This is a genomic window from Bacillus ectoiniformans (assembly GCF_016908875.1).
Taxonomy (GTDB): domain Bacteria; phylum Bacillota; class Bacilli; order Bacillales; family Domibacillaceae; genus Bacillus_BX; species Bacillus_BX ectoiniformans.
Genome location: NZ_JAFBES010000003.1, coordinates 154,781 through 168,942, shown reverse-complemented (window position 1 = coordinate 168,942; position 14,162 = coordinate 154,781). Strand labels below are relative to the sequence as shown.

Sequence of the window (14,162 nt, the reverse complement as noted above, 5' to 3'; positions counted from 1 at the left end):
GCGGTACTATGTTTAAACGAATGGATAAAATGGCCATTGAGCTAACTGTTCCCGAATATGGAGATGCCAATGCAGCCGCTGCCGTTCAAGAATTACTCGGTGGTAAATTCGGTGAAATGTCGACGTTGAACAATTACATGTTTCAGTCGTTTAACTTTCGCCAGAAGAAAAAGCTGCGTCCATTTTACGACTTAGTGGCCAGTATTACAGCGGAAGAATTCGGTCATGTGGAATTAGTGTCCAATACTATTAATTTGCTTTCGACTAATCTGACTTTCCCTGGAGACCCTGATATTACTCCTTTACAAAACGGATTAAACAAGCGCAATACTCAGCACTATATCGCAACTGCTCAGGCTTCCATACCAGGAGACTCCATGGGCCAGCCGTGGACGGGAAACAATGTATTTAACAGCGGAAACTTAGTGCTCGATTTGCTCCATAACTTCTTCCTTGAAACCGGAGCCAGAACTCACAAAATGAGAGTGTATGAAATGACAGATCATCCGACCGCGAGAGAAATGATCGGCTATTTGCTTGTCCGCGGCGGCACTCATATTCTTGCCTATGCAAAGGCTATTGAAATAGCCACAGGAACAGACGTGACAAAAATGTTGCCAATTCCAAACCTCGACAACTCTAAATTTGATTATGCGAAAAAATATGAAGAGCAAGGATTAAACAATATCCTTTACACGTGGAGCGAAACAGACTATAAAGATATCCGAAAGATCTGGAAAGGAACAAATCCTGAAAACGGCCAAGAGCTTAAAGTTATTGAAGGAACCCCAAAAGGAGCTCCTATCCCGAATTTAGATGATTTGCCAGAAGAATTTGCCCCCGGCATTACGAAAGATCATTATGAGGCCATCGCTAAACGGCTAATGCAAAATCTCTAATTTAAGAGAAGGATCTCAGAAGGAGGTCAAAGATGAACCCACCTCATGTTGAAGGCGAGCGGCGTGCAGATCATTCATTAAAGGTAACAGGAGAAGGCGTGAGAACGGCAGCACCAGACCGAGCGATTCTCACGCTCGGTTTTGTTACGGAGGATTCAAATCCTGACACCGCTCAAAAAACCAGTGCTGAAACTGTATCTAACATGATTTCTGCCATTCTTGCCCTCGCGATTCTGCCAGAACAAATAAAAACCGAAGATTACAGAATCGATATTCTCTATGATTATATTGAAGGAAAGCAGGTCTTCAGAGGGTACCAAGTCACTCACCTTCTCCAAATCACAACATCGATGGAGCAAGCGGGCCAAGTATTAGATACTGCCGTTAAGAACGGAGCGAACACCGTATCAAACGTTCGATTCTCCCTCTCTAACTCCGAAGCCTTTTACAATGAAGCACTCGCTGCCGCCTATAAAGACGCAGAACAAAAAGCCCTCGCTCTCGCAGCCACGGCAGGCATCACACTGAATAAAGTTCCAGTGTCGATTCAGGAAATTTCCAGCGTGTCCGGACCTGTCCCATTTCAAGCCCAATTTGCCGTCAAAAGTTCAGCCCCTCCTCTGCAGCCTGGGGAACTAACCATTACCGCCACTGTGAATGTTGAATATGGGTATGTTTAAAAAAGTGAATAGCCCTGTTTTTTCTTGAGAGGCTTGAGTAACCTATGCTAAGCGGAAAATATCCGGTTATATATAGAATGAAGCTCATTTTACAGGTGTATAAGGGTAGATTTTCCGGCTATTCAAAGTAAAATCCTCCATTATCACGTTTTTCGAGTCAATAACCGGAATCCCTCCGTCTATTTAAACTATTTTCCATGCTATTTTTGAATTAAGCGAAATTTCTCTGCCTATTTATCGGACCAACTCTAAGCAGCAAAAAGTCACCACGCAAAAAGCCATCCGATTTTAGACCGGATGGCTTTTCAAATTGGCTTTATTGATCTTTCAGCATGTCAAACACTTGCTCAACGTCTTTATCGCCTCGGCCAGAAATGTTCAGTATCAAAATTTGATCTTTAGAAAGCGTTGGTGCCAATTTCACTGCATGAGCCACAGCATGCGCACTTTCTAAAGCAGGAATGATCCCCTCTGTACGAGACAATGTTTGAAAAGCAGCTAACACTTCTTCGTTTGTTACTGTGTAATATTCTGCTCTTCCTGATTCCTGCAGGTAACTGTGCTCAGGTCCGATTCCCGGGTAATCTAACCCCGCTGCTATAGAATAAGTCGGAAGCGGATTCCCCTCTTCATCCATTAATACTAAACACTTAAATCCATGAATAACCGCTGGCTTGCCTTTCGTTAAAGCCGCCGCTTGATCTGGCTCGACACCGATCAGTCGCACCGAAGGCTCATCTATATAATGAGCGAAAGCCCCAATCGCATTACTGCCTCCGCCGACACAAGCAATCACCGCATCCGGCAGGCGGCCTTCTTTTTCAAGAATTTGGCGCTTAGACTCTTCGCTGATCACCGAGTGAAAATGCTTAACCATCGTTGGATACGGATGAGGACCGACAGCTGATCCCAGCAGGTAGAATGTATTTTCATAGTTTTCTACCAAGTCATTTAATGCTTCGTCAACAGCATCCTTTAACCGTCCCTGGCCTTTGTCTACCGCAACGACTTTTGCCCCTAAGAGCTCCATGCGAAAGACGTTCAATGCTTGACGGCGCGTATCTTCTGCACCCATATAAATCACACATTCGATGCCAAACATCGCACACACCGTTGCCGTGGCTACCCCGTGCTGGCCTGCTCCTGTTTCCGCAATGACTCGCTTCGCACCCATTTTCTTCGCGAGCAGAATCTGCCCCATTACGTTATTAATCTTGTGAGAACCGGTATGATTCAGATCTTCACGTTTTAAATAGATTTTCGCTCCGCCAAGCTGTTCCGTTAAATGCGAGGCATAAGTTAACGGATTTTCCCGGCCGACATATTCTTTTAAATGATATTTAAATTCTTCATTAAATTCTGGGTCATCTTTATATTTATTAAATTGTTCAGCAATATAATCCAATGCTTTTTTCATTTCCGGCGGAACAAAACTGCCGCCAAACTGTCCAAAATAACCCTCTTCTACACTCACTTTGCTCATCTCATCTCTCTCCTCTGCTAACAAATAAACAACTATTCTGAAAAATTATATATACTATACCAATTATCTCCTATATCGTCAATTAGACCTTCACAAAATCTTCATTTCTAAAACTTAAGTTTCACTTCATTCTCATTTATATAATCCGATATAAACATAGATTAAAGATTAAGATTATTTTTTTACTTTTTTAACCATTTTAAAAACAACTGTGAGGAATTTACTATGAATAAATTATTTAAGCGGTTATCCATTCCGTTTTTAGCTGCATCCTTAAGCCTAATGCCGCTTCACTCTAATCTCCAAACTTATGCCAATGACAATATTGAACAAGAAGTCATTGTGGTTTATAAAAACGCCGCCGGAAAAAAGAAAGCCGCTCAAACAAGCGAAGAAGTCGACCATCAATTTAAAACGGTGCCTGCTATGTCTACAACGATGACAAATGGGACAATCAAAAAATTGAAAAGAGATAAAGACATTGCGTACATTGAAAAAAACACCGTTTTTCACTTAGCCAATTCTAATAAGCAAGTATTAACCGAAAAGCAAGTCCAGTCACAATCTGCTAGTGCTCTCTCTACGAAAGAGGAATCCCAATGGGGGTTTCAAGCGATGAAATCCTCTCAAGCATTCTCAAGCGGCCTGACGGGAAAAGGATTGAAAGTAGCGGTGATAGACACAGGGATTGCTAATCATGCTGAACTACAGGTGGCCGGAGGAGTTTCAACTGTGAACTACACCTCTTCATGGAGAGACGACCACGGTCATGGCACACATGTAGCCGGCATTATAGGAGCAAAGAAAAACGGATCAGGAATCGTTGGAATTGCGCCTGATTCAGAAATCTATTCAGTGAAAGTCATGGACCAAAAAGGAGAAGGTACACTGCAGGATATCTTAGAAGGAATCGATTGGTCGATTGCGAATAATATGGATATTATCAATTTAAGTCTCGGTACCAATTCATATTCCCAGCTGATGAAAGACTTATCAGACCGGGCATATGCAAAAGGGATTTTGCTCGTTGGGGCAAGCGGAAACAGTGGAAATGCTTCCGGGACTGGTAACTCTGTAAATTACCCAGGGAAATTCGACAGTGTGATTGCTGTTTCAGCCGTTGACCAATATATGCAAAGAGGATCCTTTTCTTCTGTCGGCGCCGAAGTAGAATATACAGCTCCAGGCGTGGGTATTATCAGCACGTACCTTAACGGCCAATATGCCAAAATGGATGGAACGTCTCAGGCGGCTCCCCATGTATCAGGCTTACTCGCTTTATTAAAGCAAGCCAGCCCTAACGCCACGGCTGAACAGCTTCGCAGCAGCCTGCTCAGCTATACTGCTGATCTCGGAGTGTCTGGAAGAGATCCTTGGTATGGATATGGAATGCCTGCTTACCAAGACGGAGTCGTTTCTACACCAAGTTCAAATGCAGATGAAGAATTTTTGCTTCAGCTTGAAGAAGCGACTGATCAGCTGGCTAAAGCGGATGAAACTCGCAAGCTATGGGACTATGATGCGGCGCGCTATACGATTGAACGCATGCCAGATCGTGAAGAAAAGCTGGCTTTAACCGAACAGATTGACTACATCCGCCAGCAGCTTGGTTTAGTAGAATTTTCATCCCTATTAGATTTGCCTTCTAATAAAACACTGCTTGTCCGTTTCAGCCGAACCATCCTTCCTGAGTCAGCGAATGCTTCAAGCGTCTTTGTCAGACACGATGGACAATATATCGAAGGAACTTCCCTGATCGTAAGTGAAGATCAGAAATCGGTGCAAATTCTGCCTCCAGCCGAAGGCTATGTTTCAAAAGGCGTTTACTATTTGTACATCGACACGACCATTACCTCTCCAAGCGGAAAGGCGTTAAAATATCCAGTCATTGTCCGGTTTACGATTCAATAGAAATAAGGGTCAGCTTCGGCTGGCCCTTATTCTTTATTATTTCAAAAGCGATCCAAGATACTTCGCAAGCTCGAGCATACCGAACTTGTCTGCTTTCTCTTCTGCTTCACTATTGTAATTCGTATTTGTATTTACATCATACGTGTAGATCTCACCTTGCTCATCTTGAATCATTTCAATCCCGGCAGCCTGTATCCCATTCGCTGCTAAAAAAGCCTCATATTTTTCGAGAATTGGATGATCAAACCCTTCAATAATTTCGAATTTCGCTTTTTCCTCTTTTTCTTCAGCCGGGCAGAATAAATCCTCAATTACACAAGCATCTGCCGGACATAGTTCAAACCCTTCAGATGTATCTACACGTACCGCATATAGAAAGCGGCCGCCAATAAACTCACAGCGAATAATATAAGGCTCAGGCGCTTGAATATATTCTTGAATCAAGGTAATACCGTCAATCGGTTCCTCAAAATCTTCACTTTCCACATAGCTTTTTAACGCATCTAACGTGTGAAAAAGCTGAACTCCCAGACCTTTTCCAGCCCGGTTGTGTTTCGTGATAAACGGCCCATTAAACTTCTCCGCAGCTTGAATAATCTGTTCTTTTCCAACCGCTGCCACTGTTTTCGGCGTTCGAATACCGAATTTGTTCAACTCCAGATACTGATTCACTTTGCTGACTTCTAACCGTAGCGCCCCCGTTCCATTCACTACTGGGCGGTTATGACTTTCAAGCCATGACAGCACCGCATTCGTCAGCTCAGGCGCATAGCGATGACCTCGTGTATGAGAAGAAGCACTCATTCGGTTATAAAACACACCCTCGGGAGGTTCAGTTGTCATATCCACTATCCCTTTATTTAAAAACCAGTCCTCATATGGAAGCCCAAGCTCATCTAAACGGTTGGTCAAATGAATCGTCCACTCATTATTTTCATGGATAATAAATATTCTTTTCATAAAATCCCTCCTTGTTGTAAAATACTTTTTAGGTTAAATTCAAAGTAAATCTATCCTAATAAAAGAGATTCGTCAAATGCAAACCCTTACATTATTTACAATTAGTTTATTTTTTGTTTGTTTACAGGGAAGTACCCGTTTCGAGAGGATCAATATGGGGTAAAAGTATCACGAAACGATTTTGAACAGTAGGAGAAAAGATTGACATGACACTTCGAAAAAAAATAATTATTTTTTTTACAGCCGCTTTGCTTCTCAGCCTGCTTTTTTTGTACCTTGCCGCCAACTATCTTCTCTTAGGGAACTTTTCTCGGCTTGAGGAAGAAAATCTTAAAGAGGATATGCAGCGCGTACTGCTTTCTCTTTCGGATTCGAAAGATCAACTTACTTATAAAACCCAGGATTATGCCGTTTGGGATGATACCTATCGATATGCGAATAACCCAAATCCGTTATATGAGAATGCAAATTTCTCGAAAGAAACGTTTGGCATTAACCGGTTTAACGCAATTATTTTATTAAATAAGAATAGAGACATTCTTTATCAAGGCGGGTATAATTTACAAACTAAACAAATTGAAAAGGTATCCCAAAGCTTAGTGAAGATGGTACAGAAAGACACCGTACTCGTTAGCAGCCAAACGGTTACTGGCATTGTTAATTTGCCAGAAGGCCCCATGCTCGTTGTAGCGCAGCCGATTCTGCAAAGTGATTTCTCCGGTCCATCTGCCGGCACGATGATTACCGGACGGTTTCTCGATAAACAAGTACTGTCTCGGCTAGTAGAAAAAACACTTCTGCCTGCCGAATTTGAAGACATTCAAGAAGTAAATATTCCAGCTCACATCTTGCCAAAGAAGCCTGTATCATTAGAAACAGCGCCGATATGGGTTGAAACATACGACAGTTCTAATCAAGCGGCCTATACGATCTTAACCGATATACACGGTGAAAATAATATCGCGCTCCGCCTGCCGAATGAACGTTCATTCTTTATGCAGGGAAAGAGCAGTGTCGTCTCTCTTTTACTTCTGCTAGCTTCCGCAGCAGTTGTACTATTTAATATTAGCTTGTATTTTTTAGATAAATCCGTGTTTAAGCGGCTTCGGGAACTCGCTCATACGGTGACCCAAATTCGTCACAGCAATGATTTATCTTCTCGAATAACCATTAATAGAAACGATGAAATATCTTCTTTAGAAAATGAATTTAATGCATTCCTCACTTCTCTAGAAACATCCAGACAAGAAATTATGACACTTGCCTATGAAGATACGCTGACACGCTTGCCAAATCGGGCCTTCTTTTATAAAGCGATGAATGAAGCCTTCTCTCCTCAACACGCGACTAAACGCTTGTCCGCTATTCTATTTATTGACCTGGACGGATTTAAACAAGTCAATGACACGCTTGGGCATGATGGGGGCGATCTTCTATTACAGCATGTGGCTCAGCAGATTAAAAGCTGCTTGCGTGAAACAGATGTCGTGTCACGATTAGGCGGGGATGAATTTACAATTTTTCTTCGTGACTTAAAGAGCGAAACAGAAGCACAAGATATTGCCGAACGAATTGGCCAAACACTATCACAGCCTTTCCAAATTCACGAGGCCCACGCTTCTGTATCTGCAAGTATTGGCATCAGCCTATACCCTGAACACGGCGATCACCCCGAAATTCTTATTAAAAAAGCGGACCAAGCGATGTTTCAAGCCAAACAGTCCGGCAAAAACAGGGTTCATTTATACAAAGCGGTGTAACAAAAAAAGTCCAGCTGACTTCCTATTTAGGAAGCCGCTGGACTCTTTTAATGAAAAACGATGGTTTTATTTCCGTGAACAATCACGCGGTCTTCTAAATGCCACTTCACTGCTCTAGCAAGCACACGGCGTTCGATGGATTGGCCTATCTTTTTTAAACCCGGCACATGATCTCGGTGATTCACACGCTCAATATCCTGTTCGATAATTGGACCTTCATCTAAATCATTCGTCACATAATGAGAAGTTGCCCCAATTAATTTCACTCCGCGGTCGTAAGCGCGCTCATATGGTCTAGCACCGATAAACGCCGGCAAGAATGAATGGTGAATATTAATGATTTGATTAGGAAAATGATCCACAAAGTCAGAAGTTAAGATCTGCATATAACGAGCGAGGATAATTAAATCGACTTCATGTTCCTTTAATAGCTTAATTTGTTCTTCTTCTACCTGTTTGCGAATATCTTTATTCGCTGGAATATAATAAAACGGAATGCCTAAAGACTCGACAATGCCTCTCGTATCTTCATGGTTGCTGATCACTAGCGCGATATCTGTCTTTAGATCTCCACTTTGCCATTCCCATAACAATTCAAGCAGGCAGTGAGATTCTTTCGACACAAAAATCGCTGTTTTCTTTCTGCCTTCTCCGTAAGCAAATTGGTGCTCCATCTCAAACTTTTCAGATAAAGCCAGGAAATCATTTTCCATAGCTGCTGCTTTTTCTGCTAAATTCGGCGCTTCGAATTCAATCCGAATAAAGAATGTTCCACCTTCCGGATCATTCGAATATTGGTTGGATTCTATAATATTTGCTTCATGTTCGAACAAGAATTTAGAAATGGCTGCTACAATTCCTGGACGGTCCGGACATTTAACCAGCAGTCTGCCGCGATTCCCCATTTTCTCCTGTTGAACAAAAGGTTTGTCCTGTACATTTATCTTCATTAAAATTACCCTGCCTTTTCATGTTGATTATCAATTATACTGCAACAAAAAATTGATTGGAATCGTTTTTTGAAAATTTACATACTTTTCTTTCATAAGCCGTAAAACTTATATTTATCGTAAAAACTCGTTTTACTTATTCCTAGAATTTTGGCTGCCTCTTGTTTATTTCCGTCAGCTGCGGCTAACGCTTGCTTTAATGCTTTCACTTCCGCTGCCGCTAATGTCTGCTTAAGCGGCAAAATTCCCGCAGGATCTCTCTTGAATGCGTCTTGTGCCTCTTCATCCGCTTCGTTAGGCTGAATGTCTTCCCTCAAATACAAAGGGAGGTGTGCTCTTCGAATCACATTCTCATCAAGCACATTGACCGAACGTTCAAGCACATTCTCTAACTCTCGGATATTTCCCGGCCAGGAATGAAGCAAGAGACGGTTAATTACTTCAGGGGAGATCGTAATATGCTGGCGGTTAAACTTCTTTTCAAGCTTCTTTAGCAAAACGTTAGCGATGGCTTCTAGATCTTCTGTTCGTTGTTTTAATGAAGGAATTTCAATCTTCATCACGTTCAGCCGGTAATACAAATCTTGACGAAATTCGCCCCTTTTCACCATTTCTTCTAAGTTTCGGTGAGTTGCCGCAATCACTCTTACATCAATTGGTGTTGGCGTTTGACCGCCTACTCTCTCTATTTCTTTTTCTTGAAGAACCCGAAGCAATTTACTTTGCATAGCAAGAGGCATATCCCCGATCTCATCTAAGAAAATGGTCCCGCGATGTGCCAACTCAAACTTTCCCTTTTTGCCGCCTTTTTTAGCTCCTGTAAATGCTCCTTCTTCGTAGCCGAACAATTCAGATTCTAATAAATGCTCCGGGATCGAAGCAGAATTGACTCGAACGAAAGGAAAGACTCCTCTGTTGCTGGCTCCATGTATTCCGTGAGCAAACAATTCTTTACCTGTGCCAGATTCCCCCAGCAGCAAAACCGCTGACTGGCTTCCTGACACCCGCTGAGCTAATTTCTTTGCGTTGACAAATTGTTCGTTCTCTCCGATTAAATCATCAAAGCTATATTTGCTTTTCAACTCGTTTTCAAAGCGCTTTTTATAATATTTCAACTCTTCTAACAGCGGCTGAACCTTTTTCGAATAAGCGAGCCAATCCTCTGAGTTTCGAAACATCACTGTGCCTACTGCGCCAACCAGCTGATCGTTCACAAATAGCGGATGGCGGTTAGCTATCATTTCACTGCCTTTAATGGAGTGAATCGAAGCAATTTCAGGCTGTCTTGTTTTCGTCACAATATGCATTCTCGTGTTTTCAATGACTTCTGTGACATGCCTGCCTATAGCCTCTTTCACACTTGTCTCAAGAAAGTCACAGTATGCTGAATTTATATATAAAATGACTCCATCACAGTCTACAACGACTACCCACTCAGCCGCTAAGTTAATGATTTCTTCGAGCCATTCATAGGGCAATTTACTCGATGAATGTTTCATTCTGTATCTCCTTGCCGAATGATTCGTTTTTGATCTACTACTTATCATACTACAACCATTAAAGCAGATAAACATTTGTCCCATGCCAAAAAGAGTGACCCTTGCCATGTCTTTTCAGATCTTTTCTCATTCGAGTTTGATCTGGCCTGCAAGAGTCACTCTTTATGTTTTATTATTTATTGTTATTGAACTGTATACCCGCCGTCAAGAACGACCGCTTGACCGGTCACTCCTTTTGCTTTTTCACTTGCCAGGAATATAGCGTAATCAGCAATTTCATCTACACCTAAAAGACGCTTTTGAGGAACTAATGGATAGATAACTTCCTCAAGTACACTTTCAAGCTCAACGTTTCTCGTTTTAGCCAAATCCGTCAGCTGGCCTCGCACAAGCGGCGTATCCACATATCCAGGGCATAACGCGTTAACCGTGATGCCGTGCTCAGCTGTTTCTAAAGCTGCTACTTTCGTTAAACCGATCACACCGTGCTTGGCACTGTTATAAGCTGCTTTCCCTGAGAAACCGACTAATCCGTTGATAGAAGCCATATTAATGATTCGGCCGTAGCCTTGCTCTTTCATCATCGGCAGTGCCTTTTTAATGGCCATGAATGGAGCTGTCAGCATCACTTTAATCAAAAGTTCAAATTTCTCTGTAGGAAATTCTTCGATTGGTGAAACGTGCTGCAGACCCGCATTATTCACTAAAATATCTAACTTACCAAATGTATCTGCAGTAAACTTAAAGCTGTCTTCCACCTGCTGTTCATTCGTCACGTCACAGACTACAGCAGCCGCTTCATATCCTTGCGCCTTTAATTCTTCTGCTGCTTTCATTGCCGCCTCTTCTTTTAAATCCGAAATAACGACCTTTGCTCCTTCTTTTGCAAAAGCTCGAGCTACTTCAAGTCCGATACCGCTCGCTGATCCTGTCACCATAGCTACTTTTCCCTTTAACATATCTGCCATTGTCTAGTCCTCCTATTTAAGCTGCTCGCTTACTGTAAATGCTGCAGCCGTTTTTTCTTTTACCTCTTCAAGTGTTGCGCCTTCTTGAAGTTCGGTTAATATCATTCCCTCATTTGTGAAATCAAAAACAGCTAAATCTGTAATTAAGCGATTTACTACTCCTTGTCCAGTTAATGGCAATTCACATTCTTTTTTTACTTTAGATTCACCTTTTTTATTTGTGTGCTCCATCGTGACAACCACACGCTTTGCTCCATTTACTAGATCCATCGCGCCGCCCATGCCTTTTACCATCTTGCCAGGGATCATCCAGTTAGCTAAATCACCATTTTCAGCCACTTCCATTCCGCCAAGAATCGCTAAGTCAATATGTCCGCCGCGGATCATAGCGAATGATTCGGCACTGTCAAAGAAAGAAGCTCCACGCGCTGCCGTGACTGTTTCTTTACCGGCATTGATTAGATCAGGATCTACTTGGTCTTCTGCAGGGTAAGGACCAATGCCTAATAATCCATTTTCTGATTGAAGCAGCACTTGATAATCATCTGGAATTTCATTAGCCACCAATGTTGGCATGCCGATGCCTAAATTGACATTCATTCCATCTTTAATTTCCTTTACCGCACGTTTAATAATCTTTAATCGAACATCACTCATTTGACTTCCTCCCCCTTATGATCTGACCGTTCGTCTTTCGATTCTTTTTTCGTAATTTTCCCCTTTTAACACTCGCTGTACATAAATGCCTGGTGTGTGGATTTCATCTGGATCTAATTCTCCTGCTTCCACAATTTCCTCTGCTTCCACAATCGTGATCTTGCCTGCCATCGCTGCTACCGGATTAAAGTTGCGAGCTGTTTTTCGGAACACTAAGTTCCCCATCGTATCCGCTTTCCATGCCTTTACAAGAGCGAAATCCCCAACAATTCCCCGCTCGAGCAAATACATTTTTCCATCAAATTCTTTATGGTCTTTCCCTTCTGCAATAGCCGTGCCGACACCGGTTGCTGTGTAGAAACCAGGAATTCCTGCACCGCCTGCTCTCATCCGCTCAGCAAGTGTTCCTTGAGGCACCAGTTCCACTTCTAATTCTCCGCTTAAATACTGCTGCTCAAAAATCTTATTTTCCCCAACATAAGAAGCAACCATTTTTTTGATTTGCTTATTCGCAAGCAAAAGTCCAAGTCCCCAGTCATCCACTCCGCAGTTGTTGCTCACAACTGTCAGATCCTTAACACCTTTATCCTGAATAGCAAGAATCGATTTCTCTGGAATTCCGGATAATCCGAAACCTCCTACAACAAGTGTCGCTCCATCTTGAATATCTTGTACCGCATCATCAAATGAGTCGAAAATTTTTCCTTTCCCCATAAAAAACGTCCTCCTCTTGTCTTTGTATTAAACCAATCCTGTTAAGTTATAAACAGTAATAATAAAGAATACAGCTAATGTTTTAATGACTGTGATGGCAAAAATATCTCTGTAAGACTGACGGTGAGTCAGGCCAGTAACAGCCAGCAGCGTAATGACCGCTCCATTATGAGGAAGAGTATCCATTCCGCCTGATGCCATAGAAATGACACGGTGCATGACCTCTGGAGGAATATTGTATTGAGTGATGGCTTCCATATATTTATCAGCCATCGCACTTAGCGCAATCCCCATTCCGCCTGATGCTGAACCAGTCACACCAGCAAGCGTGGTCGTCGTGACGGCTCCGTTAACGAGCGGATTCGTGAATGTTTCTGATATGCCTTTACTGATAACCGTAAAGCCTGGAAGTGAGGCGATGACACCCCCGAACCCATATTCAGCACCCGTGTTCATAGCAGCCAAAAGCGCGCCGCCAATGGCTGTGTTTAGTCCAGCCTTGAAATTGATCGTTACACGTTTCCAGTTGAATAATAGTGCAGCCACAATCCCTGTCACGAGAGCCAATTCCACGGACCAAATAGCAAGGACAGTTGACAAGTCGATTTTCCCATACGAGTCTAACCCAATTTTGGTAAAATCAAATCCGTTTGGATATAGCTTAGGCAGTGTTTCTGTAAAGAATTTGTTCATGACAGCGACAAGTACAAGCGGAACAAAGGCAAGAATTTTCTTAGCTGTCGATGGATTTTCTTCTGCCGGTGCTTCATCTGCATTCGAATCTTCTTCTTCCTCAATTTCATTATTGATACCGAAATACCCTTCCCCTGCTTTAGCCGCTTTTCGGCGGCGTGACTCAAGGTAAAGCATACCTACCGTTAAAACGAAGATCGCACCTAAAATTCCAAGTGTGGGTGCTGCATAAATATCTGTTTTAAAGAACGTCGTCGGAATAACATTCTGAATTTGCGGTGTACCCGGCAGTGCGTCCATTGTAAATGTGAATGCTCCGAGTGCTATGGTTCCTGGTATTAAGCGTTTCGGAATATTCGCCTCACGGAACAGATTTTTAGCGAATGGGTAAACCGCGAATACAACAACGAATAAGCTGACTCCGCTATATGTTAGAATCGCGCCCATTAACACGATCGCTAATATTGCACGCTTAGCCCCTACTAATTGAACAATGGTTTTGGCAATGGACTCAGCCAAGCCTGACATCTCAACGATCTTTCCAAAAATAGCCCCTAGTAAAAATACAGGGAAATACAGCTTAATGAAACCAACCATTTTTTCCATGAAAATATTAGAAAAGAATGGTAAGACATGGCTTGGTTCCGTCAGCATAACCGCTAATAGTGCACAGATCGGCGCGAACAAGATAACGGAAAAGCCCCGATATGCTACAAACATCAGCAAACCTAAAGCGAGCAAAATGATGATTAAATCCATTTCATGTACCTCCTTTATAAAAGCAAACGCTTTCAATTAAAATAAACAAACAATTCTTTAGTACTTTTATTGCAATTAGTATGCCAACTTTCATTCTTTTTCTCTCAAAATCCTAAAAGTCGTTAATTAGACAAAATTTATCGGTAATTTTTTGTCACCTTCCTCTCCCTTTCACCTCTAAGTTATTCCGTTTTTTCGGAATAATATCGCATATAAATTCCGCCAAAAC

General features: G+C 42.2%; 12 protein-coding genes. 4 read left to right on the top strand and 8 right to left on the bottom strand.

Features of this window, described 5'->3' with window-relative positions; genetic code table 11:
• Positions 1-8: 8 nt before the first annotated feature.
• Both JOC78_RS05990 and JOC78_RS05985 read left to right on the top strand, forming a co-directional pair.
• Complete coding sequence (locus JOC78_RS05990) at positions 9-899, top strand: manganese catalase family protein (protein ID WP_204553593.1); 891 nt, start codon at positions 9-11, stop codon at positions 897-899.
• Between the two features lie 32 nt (positions 900-931).
• Positions 932-1,579 carry an SIMPL domain-containing protein gene (locus JOC78_RS05985; RefSeq protein ID WP_204553592.1) on the top strand — a complete coding sequence of 216 codons (648 nt, stop codon included), beginning with the start codon at positions 932-934 and terminating at the stop codon, positions 1,577-1,579.
• Positions 1,580-1,895: 316 nt separating this feature from the next.
• Here the strand turns inward: JOC78_RS05985 and trpB are convergent, their stop codons facing one another.
• On the bottom strand, positions 1,896-3,062 hold the full coding sequence (gene trpB / locus JOC78_RS05980; RefSeq protein ID WP_204553591.1) for a tryptophan synthase subunit beta: 1,167 nt from the start codon (positions 3,060-3,062) through the stop codon (positions 1,896-1,898).
• 225 nt (positions 3,063-3,287) lie between these two features.
• Between trpB and JOC78_RS05975 the strand changes: the two genes are divergently transcribed.
• Positions 3,288-4,973: a S8 family peptidase gene (locus JOC78_RS05975; RefSeq protein ID WP_204553590.1), complete on the top strand. Its 1,686-nt coding sequence runs from the start codon at positions 3,288-3,290 to the stop codon at positions 4,971-4,973.
• Between the two features lie 36 nt (positions 4,974-5,009).
• On the opposite strand, the gene JOC78_RS05970 is transcribed toward JOC78_RS05975, so the two are convergent.
• Entirely contained in the window at positions 5,010-5,933 is a 924-nt protein-coding gene (locus tag JOC78_RS05970; RefSeq protein WP_204553589.1) for an ATP-grasp domain-containing protein, read from the bottom strand.
• Between the two features lie 206 nt (positions 5,934-6,139).
• Between JOC78_RS05970 and JOC78_RS05965 the strand changes: the two genes are divergently transcribed.
• The gene (locus JOC78_RS05965; RefSeq protein WP_204553588.1) at positions 6,140-7,693 is read left to right on the top strand and encodes a sensor domain-containing diguanylate cyclase; all 1,554 of its coding nucleotides are present in this window, start codon (positions 6,140-6,142) and stop codon (positions 7,691-7,693) included.
• 47 nt (positions 7,694-7,740) lie between these two features.
• On the opposite strand, the gene purU is transcribed toward JOC78_RS05965, so the two are convergent.
• The 6 genes from purU to JOC78_RS05935 all read right to left on the bottom strand — a co-directional run bounded on the left by purU (position 7,741) and on the right by JOC78_RS05935 (position 13,933).
• The gene (purU, locus tag JOC78_RS05960) at positions 7,741-8,643 is read right to left on the bottom strand and encodes a formyltetrahydrofolate deformylase (RefSeq protein ID WP_204553587.1); all 903 of its coding nucleotides are present in this window, start codon (positions 8,641-8,643) and stop codon (positions 7,741-7,743) included.
• A gap of 92 nt (positions 8,644-8,735) precedes the next feature.
• Entirely contained in the window at positions 8,736-10,142 is a 1,407-nt protein-coding gene (locus tag JOC78_RS05955; protein ID WP_204553586.1) for a sigma-54 interaction domain-containing protein, read from the bottom strand.
• 182 nt (positions 10,143-10,324) lie between these two features.
• Positions 10,325-11,101, bottom strand: a complete 777-nt coding sequence (locus JOC78_RS05950) for a 3-hydroxybutyrate dehydrogenase (protein WP_204553774.1) — start codon at positions 11,099-11,101, stop codon at positions 10,325-10,327.
• A gap of 21 nt (positions 11,102-11,122) precedes the next feature.
• Positions 11,123-11,767 (bottom strand): 3-oxoacid CoA-transferase subunit B, encoded by a 645-nt coding sequence (locus tag JOC78_RS05945; RefSeq protein WP_204553585.1) that lies wholly within the window; start codon positions 11,765-11,767, stop codon positions 11,123-11,125.
• A gap of 15 nt (positions 11,768-11,782) precedes the next feature.
• Positions 11,783-12,481 (bottom strand): CoA transferase subunit A, encoded by a 699-nt coding sequence (locus tag JOC78_RS05940; protein ID WP_204553584.1) that lies wholly within the window; start codon positions 12,479-12,481, stop codon positions 11,783-11,785.
• Between the two features lie 27 nt (positions 12,482-12,508).
• The gene (locus JOC78_RS05935) at positions 12,509-13,933 is read right to left on the bottom strand and encodes a GntP family permease (protein ID WP_204553583.1); all 1,425 of its coding nucleotides are present in this window, start codon (positions 13,931-13,933) and stop codon (positions 12,509-12,511) included.
• Positions 13,934-14,162 lie beyond the last annotated feature (229 nt).